The sequence below is a fragment of the Bradyrhizobium sp. MI1.3 genome (genome assembly GCF_055811695.1).
In genome coordinates this window covers 32,709-47,272 of the sequence record NZ_JBVVPQ010000022.1, presented here as the reverse complement: position 1 = coordinate 47,272, position 14,564 = coordinate 32,709, and the positions used below count along the sequence as shown (strand labels likewise).

Here is a 14,564-nt window from a genome sequence, read left to right as displayed (position 1 = left end):
ACCCCCTACACCGCGTCCGCCTACATAAACCCGTGGGCGGGAGGCCGCCCGCCAAAAACCCGCCGGGCGGGCCCGCGGGGGGCCCCCTGGCCGTGGCGCGCGCCGCGCTCCTGGAGGAAGCCGCGGAACGGCGCCAATCCCGTGCCCGGGCCGATCATGACAATCGGCACGGACGGATCGTCCGGGAGCCGGAAGCCGGCCTTGGTCTCACGCACGGTTGCATGGATCACGTCGCCCGCGCGTCGATTGGCGAGGTAGTTCGAGCAGATACCCTTGTAGGTGCCGCGGCCGGAGGCGGCCGGTCCTTCAACCACGCCGACCGTGACGCTGCAACGAACTGGGTCGACCGACGGCGAGGACGAGATCGAATAATAACGCGGCGCCAGTAGTGAGAGCATTTCCAGATAGACGTGGAACGGCAATTCGCAGGCCGGATATTCGAGCAGCAGATCGAACACCGATTTTCGCCTGGCCAGAATCTCGCCGCGATAGTGCTCGAGTGGCTCAGCCTCATCGCCGACAAAGCCCAGCAGCTTCGGCTTGGTCACCGGGCAGCGGGTGTGTTCGGCCATGATCTTGATCTGGTTCCGCGTCGCCACTTGCTGGAGCTCGACGAACTCGCTGAGCAGACGGCCGACCGACACGGCATCGCCGACCGGCAATTGCGCGCGGCGGCCTTCGGCGACCTGAAGCCTGATCTGGTCGGCCGGCAGGAAGCCGAAGCGACGGGCAACCGAATCCACCAGCGTCGGGTCGTTGCGCGGAACCACGCTCAGATGATCGCCGACACGGTAGTTGATGTTGGATGGCAGCTGCACCTCGATGTGGCGCGTCGAACGCTCTGACGGATTGGAACCGGCCTTGTTCTGAAGCTCGTCATTGCCCAGCACCTTCATGGCCACCGCGCCGCCCTGGGCGACGATGGTGTTGACGGCGGTCACCGCGACCGGCTCGATCGCGTAGAGCGGATCGTCCTCCGCGGTCCGGGTGAAATTCCAGTCGATGCCGAATTCCTTGGTCGCGACCTGGGCGGCCGCCGGGAACCATTTCTGGAACTGGCCGTCGAGATCGCTGCGCGCATCGCCCTCGCCGCGCGGATAGACCGCGCGCGCACCATGCGCCGACAATTGCTCGTCGATGAAGCGCGGCACCGACTGATAGGTCGCGGCCCAGTCGCTGTTGCCGCAGCCGAACACGGCGTATCGCACATTGGCAAACGCATCCTTCGGCAGCTCGTCGCCGAGCCATTTGACGAATTGCGTCGCATTGTCTGGCGGCGCGCCGTTATAGGAGGCGCAGATGATCAGCACGCCACCTTCCCGCGGCAGCTTGCCCACGTAATCGTCGAGCGGCCCCAGATGCACGGCAAAGCCGTTGATCTCGGCCAGGTCGGCCATCCGCGTCGCCAGCTCCTCGGCGGTCCCAAGATTGGAGCCGTAGAGTACCAGCATCGGCGTGTTGTGGCCGGGCCGCGCGGTGGGCTGGCGCGGTGCCTTCGGTGCCGACGACACCGCCACAGGTCCGCCATAGGCACCGCGCTCGCGATCGGCGCGCGGACGGACCTTGATCTTGAAGCCTTCCGGCTTCATCGTCAGCGTTTCCTTCAGATGCATCTGGTAGCGCTGGTGGTCGATCAGCTTGAAACGCTGGAGGATCATGCCGAGCGCGAGCGCGGCCTCGTGCATGGCGAAGCCGCGGCCGATGCAGGCGCGCTGGCCATTGCCGAACGGCTTCCAGGCATTGATCGGCCGCTTGGCTTCCGCCTCCCGGCTGAAATTCTCCGGATCGAACGCGTCGGGGTTCGGACCCCAGACCGAGGGATCGCGATGCAGAGCGGTCACCAGGATGGTGGTGAACGTGCCTTTCCGGAGCTTGTACTTCCCGCCGCCGATGGTCTCGTCGTTCAGCGGCGAGATGCCATAGGCCGGCGCCGGCGGCCACAGCCGCAGCGCCTCCTTCAATATCTGGGTGATGTAGGTCAGCTGCGTCACCTGCTGATAAGTCGGCTTCGCGTTGGCGTCGGGACCGAAGACGCGATCGACCTCGTCATAGGCTTTCTTGAGAATGTCGGGGTGCTTGAGCAGCGCATACAGCGTGCAGGACAACAGGCCGCTGGTGGTCTCGTGGCCCGCGATCAGGAACGTGTTGATCTGATAGCGGATGTTGACGTCGTCGAGCTGCTCGCCGGTCGAGCGATCGACCCCGGTCATCATCGCCGCAAGCATATCCTTCTTATCGTCGGTCGCCTCGCCTCCCTTGCGGCGCTCCGCAATGATCTCGTCGACCATCTTGTTCATGAAGTCGACGTCTTCGGCCATGGTCTTGCGCCGCTTCTGCATCCAGAGCTGCTCGAACGGCAGGCCGCGCGTCATCATGATGGTTTCGAGCGAGCGCACCAGCGACTCGACGAAGGGATGGTAGTCGCGCCGGTAGAACGAATTGAAGCGGTAGTCGAAGCCGCACAGGCCGATCGTATCCAGCGTCAGCGCCGTCATGTCATGGACGACGTCGATCTCGTCGTCGGCATTGAGCCGTTCCCACTTGCCCACGAGCTGCTCGGCGATGTCGACCATGCTCGGGTGATAGGATTGCATGGCGCGGTTGCCGAAGGGCTGGAGCAGGATGTTGTGCGCCTTGCTCCAGTTCGGCTCCTTGGTGTCGGCGGTGAACAGGCCGTCGCCGCCGACCGCGCGCACCCGCCGCAATGCACCGCGCACTGTCTTGTCGAAGCGCTTCTCGTCCGAGAGCTCGTCGACGAGATCGTGGCCGGAGACGACCACGATCGGCGAGCCCATCATGTCGAGCCAGAAGATCGGCCCCAGCTCCTTGGCAAGCCGGGTCAGATGCTGCACCGGCGCGGCCGAATCCAGTGACAGCATGTTGCCGACCACCGGCTTGGTCGGCGGCTGCGGGATCGGGTCCAGACGGTTCTTGGATGACATCGAAATGTAGTCCCCCTGCTTCAATGTCGTCATTGCGGGCGAAGCGAAGCAATCCAGAAATATTCCGCGGAGGCAGCCTGGATTGCTTCGTCGTTTCGCTTCTCGCAATGACGAGTTCGCGATGACCAGCTAGCCGAACCGCCTTCTACGCCATTGGATCAGCTTGGCGCTGACTTCCTCCGGCTTCTCCTGCTGCGTCCAATGGCCGCTGTCCTTCACCAGATATTTTTCCAGATCGGGGATCAGCTTGTCCATGCCATCGGCAGAAGACGGCGGCAACACCGCGTCGTTCTCGGCCATGATCATCAGCGACGGCACGCGCACCGTATGATCGAGCCCTTCGGCGCGCGTCCAGTTGCGGGACATATTGCGGTACCAGTTGATGCCGCCGGTGAAGCCTGTCCTGGTGAAATTGTCGACGAACACCTTTTTCTCTTCCGGCGACAGGATCGGCGTGCGCGGATCGTGCTTCGCATCGTAGCCTGCGATCATCTGCGGGAATGCCAGGTTCAGTCGCGGCGAAGCACCGACACCCGCGACGACTTCCTCCGCCGGAGCATCTGCCGGGCGCGGTACGGGCTTGCGCATGAAGGCATCGAAGGTCTGCTCGACGCGGCTGCCAAAGATCCTGTCAGGCTCACGCGCCGGGTCCTGGAACTGCACGATATACATCCTTTCGCCGAAGCGCGCGCGCAGGAGCTCGATCGGATCAGCCCAGGCGCGGTTGGTATGAGGCGTATTGATGCCGACCACGCCGGCGACCCGGTCGATGTGCCGGAGCGGCATCTGCCAGACGATGAAGCCACCCCAGTCATGGCCGACGAAGATCGCCTTGTCGATCTGAAGATGGTCGAGCAACCCGATCAGATCGCCGGTCAGGTGCTCGATGTCGTAGTCCTCGACCGGCTCTGGCCGGTCGGTCGCGCCGTAGCCGCGCTGGTCCGGCGCGATCACGCGGATGCCGGCCTCGCTCAGCGCCTTGATCTGGTGGCGCCAGGAAAATGCGAGTTCGGGCCAGCCATGGCACAGCACGATCGGCGGCTTGTCTGTGACCGGGCCCGCCTCGTAATAGCCCATGCGGATTCCGTTCGTCTGCACGAACTTGAGCGGTGGCATTTCAATCATCGGAACATTCCTACTCGGCGGCGCCCTTGATGTCCGCCGCGGGCAAGGCATAGGCAGCCTCCAGCGCGGCAAACTCCTCCGGCAGCATGTCGCACATCACCTGCACGTGCGGAATGATGTTGGCGCCGACGATGAAGCCGAAATCGAGCTGGTCGCGATAGCTCTGCACGGTGATGTTGAGCGCCTGCCCGTGCGTCGAGATCGACACCGGAAAGATGTGCAACAGCTCCGCGCCCGCGGCGTAGAGCGTCTGCCGCGGCCCCGGCACGTTGGACACCGTGATGTTCGCAGCCGGCGGCAGCACATTCGACAAATCGGAGCGGCTGTAGAGCAGCGCCATGATCTGAACGATGATCGGCGCACCCAGCATCGAGATGTTGGAGACCTGTGGCATCAGTGCCCGCAGCGGATGCGACATCTCCTTGGACTTGGTCGATTGCGCGATGATAGCTTCCAGGCGTGCCTTGGGATCGTCGATGTTGGTCGCGATCGAGCAGATCATGCCGAACACCTGGTTGTTGGCCTCGGTGTTGCCCTCCTCGCGCAGCGAGATCGGCACGGCAGCGGTCAAGGACTTCGCCGGCAGCGTTCCGTGTTGCTGCAGGTAGCGCCGGACCACGCCGGAGGCGAGGGCCAGCACGACATCGTTGAGCTTGCCGCCGGCCTGCTTGGCCAGCGCCTTGGATCGCGACAGCGAGATCGAGACGCCGGCGAAGCTGCGCTCGGACGAGATCGATTTGTTGAGCATGGTCGGTGGCGACACCATGCTGGCGAGGCTCTCGCGCGATTTTGGATCGGATATCTTGCCGAGCACGTCCGAGACGCTCTTGACCATGGTCGGGATGTTGCCGGCGAAGCGTACCGCACTCTCGATCTGGTACATCGCATTGTCGAACAGGATTGAACCGATGTCACTCTTGCCGGTGCGCGGCAGTTGCAGGTTCTTCGCGGCCGCAGATGCATCGAGCGGCTGGGTGAAGAGCTGCTGGTAGGAATCGACCAGGTTCGCCGCGATGTCGCGCGGCTCTTGCCCGGGCTTCGCTCCCGCGGTCGGCGGATCGACCTTCCGCGGGATCGGCGAGATATCGTAGATCATGTTGGTCAGCGCCGCACCGGCGCCGCCGTCGATGGCAGCATGATGCATCTTCGAATAAAGTCCGACCTCGTTGTCCTTCATGCCCTCGAACACGTAGAACTCCCAGAGCGGGCGGGCGCGGTTCAAGAGCTTGGCGTGCATCCAGCCCACGATGCGCTCAAGCGTGGCGCGGTCGCGCGGCTGCGGCAGGCTGGCGCGAAAGATGTGACGATCGATGTCGAACTGTTCGTCCTCGACCCAGGAGGGATGATCGATGTCGAGCGGCGCCTTCTCCAGGCGCGCCTTGAGGATCGGCGCGACGTGCAGGCGCGAGACGATCATCGCCTTGAAATCTTCGAAGAAGTCGCCCTTGTAGTCGTCCGGCAGGCGAAAGATCGCCATGCTCCCGACATGCATCGGCATTTCCGGCGTTTCCAGATAGAGAAACGACGCGTCCAGCGACGACAGTTTCTTACCGTCAGCCATGGTTCCCTCCCGAGTATTTGACGGGCGCCTTAGGCGGCGCTTCTCGTCAGGCCGATACTGCCTGTTCCGGCGGGGCATATGCAACGGCAAACGGCCCTGCCCTGTCAAATGGCCAGAACTCTCCCTCCGGTTGCGCAAGGCGGTCTGCCACTGCCCACAGCGCCGCGGGGTTCACCCCAAGCCCGATATGGCTCGCCAGATGCACCTCGATGTTCTCGGCGCGGTCGGAGGGACGCAGCAGGCAGGTCCGCCAGTTCACGATGCCGTCGGCGCGCGAATAGATCGACGTCGCCGGCACCGGAAGATCGCCCGCGATCGCCTCCCGCAGCTCGGCGAAATCCTCGACACGCTCGCCGGACATCATCTCGTAGAGCCGCGTCGCATTGGTCGCTCGTATGTCATTGGCAAAAGGGCTGCCGAGCGTGATGACATTGCGGACCATGTCGGGCGCCTGCAGCGCGAGATCGCGCGCATGGACGCCGCCCAGACTCCATCCGACCAGGCTGACCTTGCGTCCGCTCGCAGCATGGATTTCGGCGAGACGGGCGCGCAACGAATCCCGCATCCGTCCGAACCCGCCGAAATTACGGCCCATCTGCCAGGCACGTGCCTCATAGCCGAGCTCGCTGAGATAGCGCCGCATCGGCGCCATCGAGAGGTCGCTGGCGAGGAAGCCCGGCAGCGCTAGCACCGGATGGCCATCGCCTTTGGGCGCCCGCATCAGGACCGGCGACAGCAGCAGGCTGGCGTTGAGTTCGAGCAACCCACGGGCTTCGGCGAGCAGCAAAGCAAGGCCGGGCGGACGAAGCCGGCCCAAGGTCTGCGGCCCGTCCGGACCGGGCGGCATTATTTCTTCTTGTCGCCGCTGCGGGTGCCGCCGAGGCCGGCCATGGTGACGAACATGTCCTGAAACCGCTCGGCGAGCTTTGGATCGAAGGTGAACCAGCTCTGGATCAGCGACTCCGGCGAGACCTTGTCGATGTTGCTCAGAACCTGCTGCTGCAGCTTGTCCATCACCGCCGTCTGCATCGGTGCCAGATCCGGCAATCCGATGAACTGGCGGGCCTCGAGGGGGGTGCAATCGATTTCGATGTTAACTTTCATGTCCCCTCCAGATGAGATTCGAGCGGCCGTCCGCAGTATCGCCGCGAGACGGTGTGCAACGCAAGCGACCTGAGGGCGGTGGCAGCCACCGGCTTCCCCGATCGGCGGATATGGTCAATCAAAATCAGCCGCGTCCGCGCCCATCCACCCGTCAATGCCGGTCAGCATTGCTGCACAGCGGTGCAACTTGGCGCGTTCCTTGCTGGAATGGCGCTTGCACGGGTCGAGAACTCTGGGCAACATGGTTCGATCAGCCCCGCCGAACAATCAAAAATGACGGTGCGGGCGAGTGGAGAGGTCAAGAATGTCAGTCGGACGAAGTCTGTTTGCGGCGACGCTCGCCAGTATGCTTGCGTGGGCGGTCTCGCCGGCGTCGAGCCAGACGCTGCGCTACGCCAACCAGGGTGAGCTCAAGTCGCTCGACCCGTACACGCTGAACGAGTCGACCACCAGTGCGCATCTCGGTCATGTCTATGAGGGCCTGGTTGCCCGCGGCAAGGACCTGAAGATCGTCCCGGCACTCGCCGAAAGCTGGGAGACGCCGGAGCCGACACGCTGGCGCTTTCACCTCCGCAAGGACGTCAAATTCCACAACGGCGACCCGTTCACCGCGGACGACGTGGTGTTCTCGGCCGAGCGCGTGCGGGCGAAAGGTTCGAATTTCCAGAGCCGCGTTCCCGCCGATGCCAAGGTGGTCAAGATCGACGATTACACCGTCGATTTCGTCCTGACCTCGCCCAATCCCATCCTGACGGCGCTGTGGGCGACCTGGTACATCATGGACAAGAAATGGGCAGAGGCGAACGATGCGACGGCACCGACGCCTGCCGCCGCGACGACCCCGAGCTACGCCTCGCTCCATGAGAACGGCACCGGCGCCTTCACGATCGAAAGCCATCAGCCGGGCGTGAAGACCGTCTTCAAGGCCAATCCGAACTGGTGGCGCAAGCCGGAACATAATCTGAAGGAGATCGTCTTCACGCCGATCGCCAACCCGGCCACGCGTGTCGCAGCGCTGTTGTCCGGCGAGGTCGACGTGATCGAGCCGGTTCCGGTCCAGGATATCGAGCGCGTGAAAGCGAGTCCGAACGCCACCGTGCTGACGGGGCCCGAGCTCCGCACCATCTTCGTTGGCATGGATCAGGCGCGCGACGAGCTGTTGTACTCCAACGTCAAGGGCAAGAACCCGTTCAAGGACGTTCGCGTCCGCGAAGCTGTCTACCGGGCAATCGATATCGATTTGATCAAGAATCGCGTCATGCGCGGGCTCTCCACACCGTCCGCGCTGATGGTTGCGCCGGAGATCTTTTCGCTGTCGAAGGACTTCACCCGGCCGAAGCTCGATCCTGACGCCGCCAAGAAGCTCCTGGCGGATGCCGGCTATCCTGATGGTTTCGAGGTGACGATGGACTGCCCGAACGATCGCTACGTCAATGACGCCGCGATATGTCAGGCGGTCGTCGGCATGCTCGCCCGCATCAACATCAAGGTAGACCTGCTGGCGCAGCCGAAGGCCCAGTATTTCGCCAAGGTGCTGAAGCCCGGCGGCTACAAGACTTCGCTGTTCATGCTGGGCTGGACCCCGGATACGCTCGACTCCCATAACGTACTGCACGACATCATGGGCTGCCGGGACGATCCCAAGGATCCGAACCGCGGCGAAGCCAATCTCGCCGGCTATTGCAACAAGCAGTTCGACGAGCTCGCCGACAAGGTTCTCGTGGAACCCGATACGGGCAAGCGCGATCTCCTGATCAAGCAGGCCTTCGAGGTCTCGATGAAGGACTGGGCCTATGTCCCGCTGCACCAGCAGGCGCTCGCCTGGGGCGTCTCGAAGAAGGTGAAGTTGACCCAGCGTGCGGACAACATGGTCATGCTCTACTGGGCGACCAAGCAGGACGAGTAGGTGTCGACAAGTTGTGAAGTCCCGGAAGCCCTGGCTTCCGGGACTTGCTATTTCGGGCTAACGCAATGATGCGTGCCACTGAAGAAATGTGAAAGGAACAGATGCTCGCTTTCACACTGCGCCGGGCCATTCAGGCCATTGGTGTCATGATCGCCGTCGGGATCATCTCCTTCTCGATGTTTCGTTTCGCCGGCGATCCCGTGAACCAGATGGTCGGGATGGACACGTCGGGCGCCGAACGTGCCGCGATCCGCAAATCGCTCGGCCTCGACGATCCCGTGATCGTGCAGTTCGGCCGCTATATCGGCAACGCTGCGCAGTTCAAGTTCGGCGTCTCCTACCAATTCCGCCTGCCTGTCAGCAATCTTCTGATGGAGCGGATGCCCGCGACCCTGGAGCTCGCGATCTGCGCCACCATCTTCGCGATGCTCTGTGGCATCCTGATGGGCGTCTATTCGGCGCTTCGCCGCGACAGCTGGCTCACACACGCGTTCCAGGCGATCTCGCTGATCGGCATCTCGCTGCCGACCTTCCTGATCGGCATTCTCATGATTTACCTGTTCTCGGTGACGCTCGGCTGGCTGCCCTCGTTCGGGCGCGGCGACGTCGTGCATATCGGCTGGTGGACGACGGGTCTGCTGACGCTGTCCGGACTGAAGGCGCTGATCATGCCCTCGATCACGCTGGGCTTGTTCCAGATGACGCTGATCATGCGCCTGGTCCGCACCGAGATGCTCGAAGTCATGCGCACCGACTACATCCGCTTCGCCCGTGCCCGCGGCCTCACCACCCGCGCCATCCATTACGGACATGCGCTGCGCAACACGCTGATCCCCGTCATCACGGTGGCCGGCCTGCAATTTGGCTCGGTAATTGCATTTGCGATCATCACCGAGACCGTGTTCCAGTGGCCCGGCATGGGGTTGCTGTTCGTGCAGGCCGTGCAGAATGTCGATATCCCGATCATGGCCGCCTATCTGATGATGGTGTCCCTGATCTTCGTCACCATCAATCTCGTGGTTGATATCCTCTACACCATCGTCGATCCGCGGCTGCGCTCGACGATCAGCCGGGCACATTGAATGAGCGAAGCCGTCGTCCCGCACAAGGTCGAAGAAAGCGGCCCGCGCGCCGACGCGCCGGGTTGGTTCAAACGCGCGCTCGACAGCGACCTGTTCTATTCATTTCGCCGCTCCAAGATCACCATGGTCGCAGCGGCGGTGACGCTGCTGTTCTTCCTGGTCGCGATCCTCGCCTCGGTGCTGTCGGTCCAGAATCCCTTCGACCCGGCGCAGCTCCAGCTGATGAACTCGCGCATTTCGCCATTATGGACCTCCGACGGCCAGAGCCCGTTCCTGCTCGGCACCGACGAACAAGGCCGGGACGTATTGTCCGCGATCCTTTACGGCATGCGCATCTCGCTTCTCGTCGGCGTGCTCGGCGTCGTCTTCTCCGGCGCGATCGGCATCCTGCTCGGGCTGACGGCCGGCTATTTCGGCGGTGCCGTCGACGGGCTGATCATGCGCATCGCCGACGTGCAGCTTTCATTTCCGGCGATCCTGATCGCGCTGCTGATCAACGGCATCGCCAAATCGGTCTTCGGCAACAAGCTCGACGAGATGAGCATGCTGGCTGTCCTGGTCTTCGCGATCGGGTTGAGCTTTTGGGTGCAATATGCCCGCACCGTGCGCGGCTCCGTCATGGTCGAGAAGAACAAGGACTATGTCGCCGCCGCCCAGCTCATTGGCCTGCCCGCCCCGGTGATCATGTTGCGCCACGTGCTGCCGAACACGATGGGGCCGATTCTCGTCATCGCCACCATCAATCTCGCGCTCGCTATCATCACCGAGGCGACGCTGTCGTTCCTCGGCTCGGGGATGCCCGAGACCATGCCATCGCTGGGCACGCTGATCCGCATCGGCAACAACTATCTGTTCGCGGGCGAATGGTGGATCGTCGCCTTCCCTGGAATCGCACTCGCGGCGCTGATCCTGTCGATCAACCTGCTCGGCGACTGGCTGCGTGACGCGCTTAACCCGAAACTCCGATGAGTATGCAGCGTTCATGACCGAGCCCGTTCTCTCCGTTCGTAATCTTCAGGTCGAGTTCGCCTCCCGCCGGGGCACGCTGCGCGCGATCGACAGTGTCTCCTTCGATATCGCCAAAGGCGAGGTGCTCGGTGTTGTCGGCGAGTCCGGCGCCGGCAAATCGGTCACCGGACTCGCGGTCATTGGCCTGATCGATTCCCCGGGCCGCATCTCGGGCGGCGAGATCCGCCTCTCCGGCCTGCGCATCGACAATCTGCCGCCGGAAGAGATGCGCCGCGTGCGCGGAAAACGTATCGGCATGATCTTCCAGGACCCCCTCACCTCGCTCAATCCGCTGTACAAGATCGGCGACCAGCTCATCGAGACGATCAGAACCCATCTGAACCTGTCCGAGACCGCCGCCCGCCGGCGAGCCATCGACCTGCTCGCCGAAGTCGGCATTCCGGCTCCGGAAAAGCGCATCGACGGCTATCCGCACGAATTCTCCGGCGGCATGCGCCAGCGCGTTGTGATTGCGCTCGCGATCTGCGCCGAACCGGAGCTGATCATCGCCGACGAGCCGACCACCGCGCTCGACGTCTCCGTACAGGCGCAGATCATTTCTCTGATCAAGCGGCTCGGCCGCGACCACGGCACCGCGGTGATGCTGGTGACCCACGACATGGGCGTGATCGCCGAGACCTCCGACCGGGTCGCGGTGATGTATGCCGGCCGCGTCGCCGAGATCGGTCCGGTGCAGGACGTGGTCAGGGACCCGCTGCACCCCTACGCCAAGGGCCTGATGGGCGCGATCCCGACCCTTGCCGGCGACGACAAGCGTCTGGTGCAGATCCCCGGCTCCATGCCGCGCCTGTCGGCGATCCCGCGCGGCTGTTCGTTCAATCCGCGCTGCGCATTCGCATTCGACCGATGTCGCGTGGAGAGGCCGGAGCCGCTGCCGCGCGGCGCGCAATCGGTCGCCTGCCACCTCTATGACAGCGTGCCGGCGGAGAGCGCGGCATGAGCACTCCCTTCGTCCAGGCCTCGAATCTGCGCCGCGTCTTCGACGTCTCGAAGCCCTGGCTCAACCGCATGCTCGAAGGCGGGCAGCTCGAATATCTCAAGGCCGTCGACGGCGTCACCTTCGACATCAGGAAGGGCGAGACCTTTGCACTGGTCGGCGAATCCGGCTCGGGCAAGACTACGGTAGCGCGGATGGTCGTCGGCTTGCTGCCGCCAAGCTCCGGCAACGTCTTGATCGACGGCATCTCGATGACCGATCCGCGGCAGGCCCAGGCGCGGCGGAAATTGCGCCGCCGCATCCAGATGATCTTTCAGGATCCCTATGCGAGCCTGAACCCACGCTTCCGGGTCGACGCCATCATCTCCGAGCCGATACGCGCTTTCGACCTGATCGAGGGCGAGCGCGACATCCAGGCACGTGTCGGAGAGCTCCTCACCCTCGTCGGCCTGCATCCCGACGACAGGTTGAAATTTCCGCACGAATTCTCGGGCGGCCAGCGTCAGCGCATCGCGATCGCTCGCGCGCTCGCCTCCGACGCGGAGTTCATCGTCTGCGACGAGCCGACCTCCGCGCTCGACGTCTCCGTGCAGGCGCAGATCCTGAACCTGATGCGCGACCTCCAGGACAAGTTCGGCCTGACCTACATGTTCATCAGCCACAACCTCGCCGTGGTCCGCCACATGGCGAGCCGCGTCGGCGTGATGTATCTCGGCCGCATCGTCGAGATCGCGGAAGGGCGCGAGCTGTTTGCCCGTCCGCGCATGCCCTACACCAAGATGCTGCTCGGCGCCGTGCCCGATCTTGCCATGAGCGGCCGCCAGCGCATTCCCGTGAAGGGCGAGATCCCGAACCCGATCAATCCGCCGTCCGGGTGCGCCTTCAATCCGCGCTGCCCGCTGGCGTTCGATCTCTGCCGCAAGGAGGCGCCGAGCCTGATCAACGGCGTCGCCTGCCATGCGGTCAACACCGCGCCGATACCGGCGTGACGCGCGCGTGCCATGCAGCCTGCGCATTTGGCGACGGCCTGGCCCTGTGATCAATTGCGCGCGCCGCAAATGAGGTAGTCCATGGCCAGCATCGTCAATCCCGATCCGTTCACGACACGCCCCGAGATCGAAGGCACCTTCGGGGTCGTCGCGACCACGCACTGGATCGCGACCGCTATCGGCATGGCCATCCTGGAAAAGGGCGGCAATGCCTTTGACGCCGGCGTCGCCACCGCTTTCACGCTCCAGGTGGTCGAGCCGCATCTGAACGGCCCCGGCGGCGACGTTCCGATCATCGTGCACGACGTGAAACGCGGTCGCACCGAGGTGATCTGCGGCCAAGGTCCGGCACCGGCCCGCGCCACCATCGCGCATTACAAGAGCGAAGGCCTCGACATGGTGCCCGGCACCGGCCTGCTCGCGGCCTGCGTCCCCGGCACCTTCGAATCCTGGATGATGCTGCTGCGTGACTACGGCACGATGCGCGTGCGCGACGTGCTGGAGCCCGCGATCTCCTATGCGCGCGACGGCTATCCGCTGGTTGAGCGCGCCTGCGCCACGATCCAGACCGTCGAGCAATTATTCCGCACGCACTGGCCGACATCAGCCGCCGTCTATCTCCCGAACGGCGAAGTGCCAACACCGGGAACGCTCTTCACCAACAAGACACTTGCGGCGACCTACGCACGGATCCTGAGCGAAGCCGAAAGCGGCGGCGGTCGGGACGCCGAGATCGAGCGTGCACGCAAGGCCTGGTCGCAAGGCTTTGTCGCGGAAGCCATCGACAAATTCTGCCGGACGCAGGAGGTGATGGACGTCAGCGGCTCGCCGCATCGCGGTGTGCTGTCGGCCGATGATATGGCGCGGTGGCAGCCGACGGTCGAGGCCCCGCTCACCTACGATTATGGCCGCTACACCGTCTGCAAGGCCGGAGTCTGGAGCCAGGGGCCGGTGACGCTGCAGCAGCTCGCGCTGCTGAAGGGCTTTGCGCTCGATGGGCTCGACCCGACCGGGCCGGAATTCATCCATCTCCAGATCGAATGCGCCAAGCTCGCCTTCGCCGACCGCGAAAAATTCTACGGCGATCCCAAGTTCAGCGAGATCCCGATCGGAACGCTGCTGTCGGATGCCTACAACAACGAGCGCCGCAAGCTCGTCACCGACGAGGCCTCGCTCGATCTCCGGCCCGGTGCGATCGAGGGCTTTGGCGGCGTGGTCAAGCTGCGCCGCGCCGAAGGCCAACGCGAGGCCGTCGGCGCGCTCGGCGCCGGTGAACCGACGGTGGGCCGCTTCGGCGAGGTGCGCGGCGACACCGTGCATTTCGACATTATCGACAAGGCCGGCAACATGGTGTCGTCGACGCCGTCGGGAGGCTGGCTGCAATCCTCACCTGTCATTCCCGAGCTGGGTTTCTGTCTCGGCAGCCGCGCACAAATGTTCGATTTGGAGGAGAACCAACCGAGCTCGCTCGCGCCGGGCAAGCGGCCGCGCACCACGCTGTCGCCGAGCATGGCGCTGCGCGATGGCGAGCCGTATCTCGCCTGGGGCTCGCCGGGCGGCGACCAGCAGGATCAATGGATCACGCAGTTTTTCCTGCGGCACGTCCATTGCAACCTCAATCTCCAGGAGGCGATCGACGCCCCGGCCTGGCATTCCGAACATTTCCCGATCTCGTTCTGGCCCCGCACCGCGCGCCCCGGCGTGCTCGTGGTCGAGAACCGCGTGCCGAAGGCGACGATCGAGAATCTTCGCGAACGCGGACATATCGTCGAGGTCGGTCCCGACTGGTCGGAAGGCCGCCTCACCGCGGCTTCGCGCGTCGGTCCGCGCCGCCGGGCTGCCGCCAATCCGCGCGGCATGCAGGGCTACGCCGCAGGGCGCTAGAGGCA

11 protein-coding genes are annotated in these 14,564 nt (G+C 64.1%); 6 read left to right on the top strand and 5 right to left on the bottom strand.

The genetic code is table 11. The features are described from left to right. Positions 1–20: 20 nt before the first annotated feature. From AC0L3A_RS17980 to AC0L3A_RS17960, 5 genes are all read right to left on the bottom strand, one after another. The gene (locus AC0L3A_RS17980) at positions 21–2,942 is read right to left on the bottom strand and encodes a bifunctional cytochrome P450/NADPH--P450 reductase (protein ID WP_473254862.1); all 2,922 of its coding nucleotides are present in this window, start codon (positions 2,940–2,942) and stop codon (positions 21–23) included. A 129-nt stretch (positions 2,943–3,071) separates the two neighbouring features. After that, the gene (locus AC0L3A_RS17975; protein ID WP_473254861.1) at positions 3,072–4,067 is read right to left on the bottom strand and encodes an alpha/beta fold hydrolase; all 996 of its coding nucleotides are present in this window, start codon (positions 4,065–4,067) and stop codon (positions 3,072–3,074) included. Between the two features lie 10 nt (positions 4,068–4,077). Next, positions 4,078–5,628, bottom strand: a complete 1,551-nt coding sequence (locus AC0L3A_RS17970) for a WS/DGAT/MGAT family O-acyltransferase (RefSeq protein ID WP_007593834.1) — start codon at positions 5,626–5,628, stop codon at positions 4,078–4,080. Positions 5,629–5,674: 46 nt separating this feature from the next. Continuing rightward, a complete protein-coding gene (locus AC0L3A_RS17965) occupies positions 5,675–6,475 on the bottom strand; it encodes an esterase/lipase family protein (RefSeq protein WP_007593835.1) in 801 nt (266 codons plus the stop codon). Beyond that, positions 6,475–6,732 (bottom strand): DUF6489 family protein, encoded by a 258-nt coding sequence (locus AC0L3A_RS17960; protein ID WP_007593837.1) that lies wholly within the window; start codon positions 6,730–6,732, stop codon positions 6,475–6,477. The genes AC0L3A_RS17965 and AC0L3A_RS17960 overlap by 1 nt, the downstream gene beginning before the upstream one ends. A gap of 304 nt (positions 6,733–7,036) precedes the next feature. Here AC0L3A_RS17960 and AC0L3A_RS17955 point away from each other — a divergent pair, with 304 nt between their 5' ends. From AC0L3A_RS17955 to AC0L3A_RS17930, 6 genes are all read left to right on the top strand, one after another. Beyond that, positions 7,037–8,638 (top strand): ABC transporter substrate-binding protein, encoded by a 1,602-nt coding sequence (locus tag AC0L3A_RS17955; protein ID WP_219682695.1) that lies wholly within the window; start codon positions 7,037–7,039, stop codon positions 8,636–8,638. Positions 8,639–8,739: 101 nt separating this feature from the next. Beyond that, the gene (locus AC0L3A_RS17950) at positions 8,740–9,720 is read left to right on the top strand and encodes an ABC transporter permease (RefSeq protein WP_007593842.1); all 981 of its coding nucleotides are present in this window, start codon (positions 8,740–8,742) and stop codon (positions 9,718–9,720) included. Next, positions 9,721–10,689: an ABC transporter permease gene (locus tag AC0L3A_RS17945; protein WP_473254858.1), complete on the top strand. Its 969-nt coding sequence runs from the start codon at positions 9,721–9,723 to the stop codon at positions 10,687–10,689. Between the two features lie 13 nt (positions 10,690–10,702). Continuing rightward, the gene (locus AC0L3A_RS17940; protein ID WP_007593847.1) at positions 10,703–11,689 is read left to right on the top strand and encodes an ABC transporter ATP-binding protein; all 987 of its coding nucleotides are present in this window, start codon (positions 10,703–10,705) and stop codon (positions 11,687–11,689) included. After that, the gene (locus AC0L3A_RS17935; RefSeq protein WP_007593849.1) at positions 11,686–12,675 is read left to right on the top strand and encodes an ABC transporter ATP-binding protein; all 990 of its coding nucleotides are present in this window, start codon (positions 11,686–11,688) and stop codon (positions 12,673–12,675) included. The genes AC0L3A_RS17940 and AC0L3A_RS17935 overlap by 4 nt, the downstream gene beginning before the upstream one ends. 81 nt (positions 12,676–12,756) lie before the next feature. Continuing rightward, complete coding sequence (locus tag AC0L3A_RS17930; protein ID WP_007593857.1) at positions 12,757–14,559, top strand: gamma-glutamyltransferase family protein; 1,803 nt, start codon at positions 12,757–12,759, stop codon at positions 14,557–14,559. Positions 14,560–14,564: the final 5 nt, after the last annotated feature.